We start from the raw sequence: 3,747 nt of genomic DNA on the forward strand, positions 1-3,747 counted from the left end.
CACTTTTGTGGAAGCCTTGGCAGCTTTTCGGACAGCGATGTCTTTCCGTTTCTTTGAGTGGCTGACCGAGAATCGGGATGTGTTTGCCGCTTACAAAGCCAGTTTAGGCTTTGTTTGGGCTTGAAATTTGTTTAAGTCCCAATAGGATGATTAACTCCCAATCCAACTTTAAAAACCCGCTCCCCACTCTCCTATACTTTTTAAATATGTGGCAGTTCAGGGGGAACTGGAATAGGTGTACAAGCTGCCAGCAAGCCACCTCAACCCGGGAGGCATCCCTGACTTTATTGAGACGATAAATCCCCGCTTCAACGGGTAGCCAATGCAAGAGGCGAACGAACCACCGGGGTGAAATGGTCAATAACTGAGGAACGGTCTTCGTGGCATTGGCTAACTGCCGAGCGGCAGCATCTCCCAAAGCCAGTTGCAATTCATGATCTTGGGTATAGGTCATTGAGTTAAATCCTCCAATTCAAAAAAAAGTAACAAAGCGACTGTTATGGCCGAACATTCACAGTCAGGACAGCCCCTCAAATTCCAGAGCCGTCATCAAACATTTCCTGTCGTAGTTGCGCCTGGGAGACAAAACCCCCCGGCGGCACACTGCGGGTTAACCAAACATTTCCACCAATGGTGGCGCCCCGACCGATAGTTACCCGACCGAGAATCGTTGCACCTGAGTAAATCACCACATCATCTTCAATAATCGGATGACGGGGTTGACCTTTGATTAAACTGCCCGATTCGTCCCGGGGAAAGCTTTTCGCCCCGAGCGTGACCGCTTGGTAAAGGCGCACGCGGTCGCCAATCACCGTGGTTGCCCCAATCACCACCCCCGTCCCATGATCGATAAAGAAACTATTGCCGATCGAGGCCCCGGGGTGAATGTCAATCCCCGTTAAGGAATGGCCAATTTCACTAACAATCCGCGCCAACAAGGGAGAGTCCAACCGATACAGGGCATGGGCAATGCGGTGATAAGTGATTGCCGTTACCCCGGGGTAACAAAACAACACTTCATCTAAATTTCTCGCCGCCGGATCACCTCGATAGGCCGCCGTGATATCCGTTTCCAGTAGAGCTTTCAGATGGGGTAATTGAGTGGCAAAGGCTTGTACCGTCCCTTGGGCGTGCGTCTCAATCTGGTCTGACGACCAGTGCAACTGCGACCCCAGCAACCACTGTTCACGACAAACTTGGTGATGCAGCAGTTGCAAGACTTCATTGAGGGTATGACCGATAAAATAGCGGCTGGATGTTTCGCCTAAATCGGGATTGCCAAAGTGATAGGGAAAAAGAACGGCACGCAGTCGATCGACAATCCGAAATAAGGCCTCACGGGAGGGCAAGGGGAAATGGCTTCGTGATTGAGACCAACTGTGGAACGACTCGCCACGAGGTTTGGACAATTGAGTGATAATCTCATCGAGATCCAAGGACAAGGTTGGTTGGGAGAGAGCGCTGGAAACGCTCGGATACTCGCTCGTCATGCCACTAACCCTTGCTCATTAAATACCCCTTGGAACAGGATGGAACTCAAATACCGTTCTCCGGAATCCGGCAAAATCACGACAATGGTTTTGCCTTGGTGTTCGGATTGTTGTGCCAAGCGAGCGGCGACGGCGACGGCGGCACCGCAGGAAATGCCGGAGATAATCCCTTCTTCCTTGGCCAACCGTTGGGCATAAAGAATGGCCTCTTCGTTGGAAACGGTTTCAATCCCATCCACGAGGGATAAATCCAGAACTTCGGGAACAAACCCCGCCCCAATGCCCTGAATTTTGTGAGGGCCAGACTTTAAGGGCTGACCTGCCCGGGCTTGGGATAGTATGGGGCTGGCTTCTGGCTCCACCGCTACCGATAAAATCGGTTTTCCTTGGGTTTTTTTGATATAGCGCGAAACTCCCGTAATGGTTCCGCCCGTTCCCACACCCGACACGAGAATATCGATCGCCCCCTCTGTGTCCTGCCAAATTTCGGGGCCGGTGGTCTCCTCGTGGATGCGGGGATTGGCAGCATTGCGGAACTGTTGCAACAACACATAGCGATCGGGATTAGATGCGGCAATTTCTTCTGCCTTTGCCACTGCTCCGGTCATGCCTTTAGTCCCTTCTGTTAACACCAGATTGGCTCCATAGGCGAGCAACAGTTTGCGCCGCTCCAAGCTCATGGTTTCAGGCATGGTCAGGGTGAGGGGAATCCCCTTAGCGGCGGCTACAAAGGCTAGGGCAATGCCTGTATTGCCACTGGTAGGTTCCACCAGTTCTTTGCCCGGCCCCAATAGTCCCCGTTGTTCTGCATCCCAGATCATGGCCGCACCAATACGACATTTGACCGAATAGGCCGGATTGCGACCTTCAATCTTGGCCAGAACCGTGGCGTGAGTGTTGCCAACGACTCGATTAAGGCGCACTAGAGGAGTCCGCCCGATCGACAAACTGTTATCTGCGAACCATTTCTTACTCACAAAATGGCAACTCCATGATCAAAATACGACAGTTCACCAGATTGGCTCATCTTGAATTCATTTTAAATTCATTTTGAATCCATTTAAAATTCATCCTAGCCGATGCACTATCAACCTCTGGTCAAGCTAAACAAATCTTTATAATCAAGGGGGGTGGGCGATCGCTGAGGTTGAAGAATCAAGGTATAGGAGGGCGGGAAGTGGAGATAAGGGAGCGGGTTTTTCAAGTTGGATTGGGAGTTATACTTGAGACTAAATCCGTTGAGCATAGGCTAGTTATGAGGAGAGGCACTCATGCAAGAGGTACTCATGCAAAGGGGAGAATAAATAATCAGTTTTTAATAACCGGATTTAGTATGATATACGGAGTCGTAAATTGGCGGCGCGAAGCCACACTCCCTCTGGTAGTTGCTAACTCAATCGGGCAAAGAGAAGTCATCAAAACCGTTATTGATACCAGAGAGGCCTGGGTGCTAATATCGAGGCATTGATCATTCAATCGCCTCTACCTGAATCCTAAAGATATGGGGAGTTCAGACAAGGAAGACTACGAAGCAAAAGAAAAAGCCTTTTACAGTGCAATGATAGCTGCATGGCTTAATACAAGGCTTGAACGTGATAAGCAGTTATTAGGTTTGTCAGTTACAGCTATTGGATTGTTGGTTACTTTGCTAAGAACAGTTGGAGTTTCAAGCCCTTTACAGATAATCCTTTTTGGTCTTGCACTTTTTGCCTTTCTGATTACTGTAGTTTTAGTCATTTATATTCTGGGCGAGAATTCTACACATATTGAAAAAATATTAGGAGGTTCTGAAATTGAAAGCAGAAAATTGATGTGTCTAGATAAAACTGCCGGGATCAGTTTCGTCGTAGGTATGGTGCTAATCGTTATAATTGGGATGGATTAGGCGGGGTTTTTCCAGTTTCTGTGTGGAAACGATGTCTATAGTGATAGTTTATTGTGCAAAATAGTCCTAAAAGTCTTGCCCAATAAGCATTTCACGATGCCATAATCAAAAATTATCACACACAGTCAAGAAGAGCCTCGCCGGTAGTTAACTTAACTAAAAAAGGAACAAGCTTGACATCCTCGCCGCCGTAAACGGACGGCGATTCCCAAACCTCACGATTTGGGTTTCTGCTTCTTTCCCTTGCGGGGTTCCGCACCTGCCTTAACAGATTTACTCTGTTCTGGTCTTATGGTCGCTCGACAGACTGACACCGCAAGCCCTGCGGCCAAAATATTTTTACTGGCGTTAATATCTCGGTCATGGTGAGTC

4 protein-coding genes and 1 pseudogene are annotated in these 3,747 nt (G+C 48.7%); 1 reads left to right on the forward strand and 4 read right to left on the reverse strand.

What is annotated here, in order from left to right; all coding sequences use genetic code 11:
- Window positions 1-103 precede the first annotated feature (103 nt).
- From PX481_RS03875 to cysK, 3 genes are all read right to left on the reverse strand, one after another.
- Complete coding sequence (locus PX481_RS03875) at window positions 104-454, reverse strand: hypothetical protein (RefSeq protein WP_288093724.1); 351 nt, start codon at window positions 452-454, stop codon at window positions 104-106.
- 76 nt (window positions 455-530) lie between these two features.
- Window positions 531-1,490, reverse strand: coding sequence for a serine O-acetyltransferase EpsC (epsC, locus tag PX481_RS03880; RefSeq protein ID WP_288026617.1), 960 nt, complete (start codon window positions 1,488-1,490; stop codon window positions 531-533).
- Window positions 1,487-2,467, reverse strand: a complete 981-nt coding sequence (gene cysK / locus PX481_RS03885; protein WP_288093725.1) for a cysteine synthase A — start codon at window positions 2,465-2,467, stop codon at window positions 1,487-1,489. Before cysK ends, epsC begins: the two co-directional genes overlap by 4 nt.
- 524 nt (window positions 2,468-2,991) lie before the next feature.
- Between cysK and PX481_RS03890 the strand changes: the two genes are divergently transcribed.
- A complete protein-coding gene (locus PX481_RS03890; RefSeq protein ID WP_288055105.1) occupies window positions 2,992-3,375 on the forward strand; it encodes a hypothetical protein in 384 nt (127 codons plus the stop codon).
- 215 nt (window positions 3,376-3,590) lie between these two features.
- Here PX481_RS03890 and PX481_RS03895 read toward each other — a convergent pair.
- Window positions 3,591-3,747 (reverse strand): annotated as a pseudogene (locus PX481_RS03895) (RNA-guided endonuclease TnpB family protein); the annotation flags it as partial.

Source organism: Microcystis sp. M53603_WE2 (assembly GCF_030065435.1).

Bases quoted from the DNA above. Each gene is read 5' to 3' on its own strand.
- epsC (WP_288026617.1), bottom strand. From the start codon at position 1,490: ATGACGAGCGAGTATCCGAGCGTTTCCAGCGCTCTCTCCCAACCAACC.
- PX481_RS03890 (WP_288055105.1), top strand. From the start codon at position 2,992: ATGGGGAGTTCAGACAAGGAAGACTACGAAGCAAAAGAAAAAGCCTTT.
- PX481_RS03875 (WP_288093724.1), bottom strand. From the start codon at position 454: ATGACCTATACCCAAGATCATGAATTGCAACTGGCTTTGGGAGATGCT.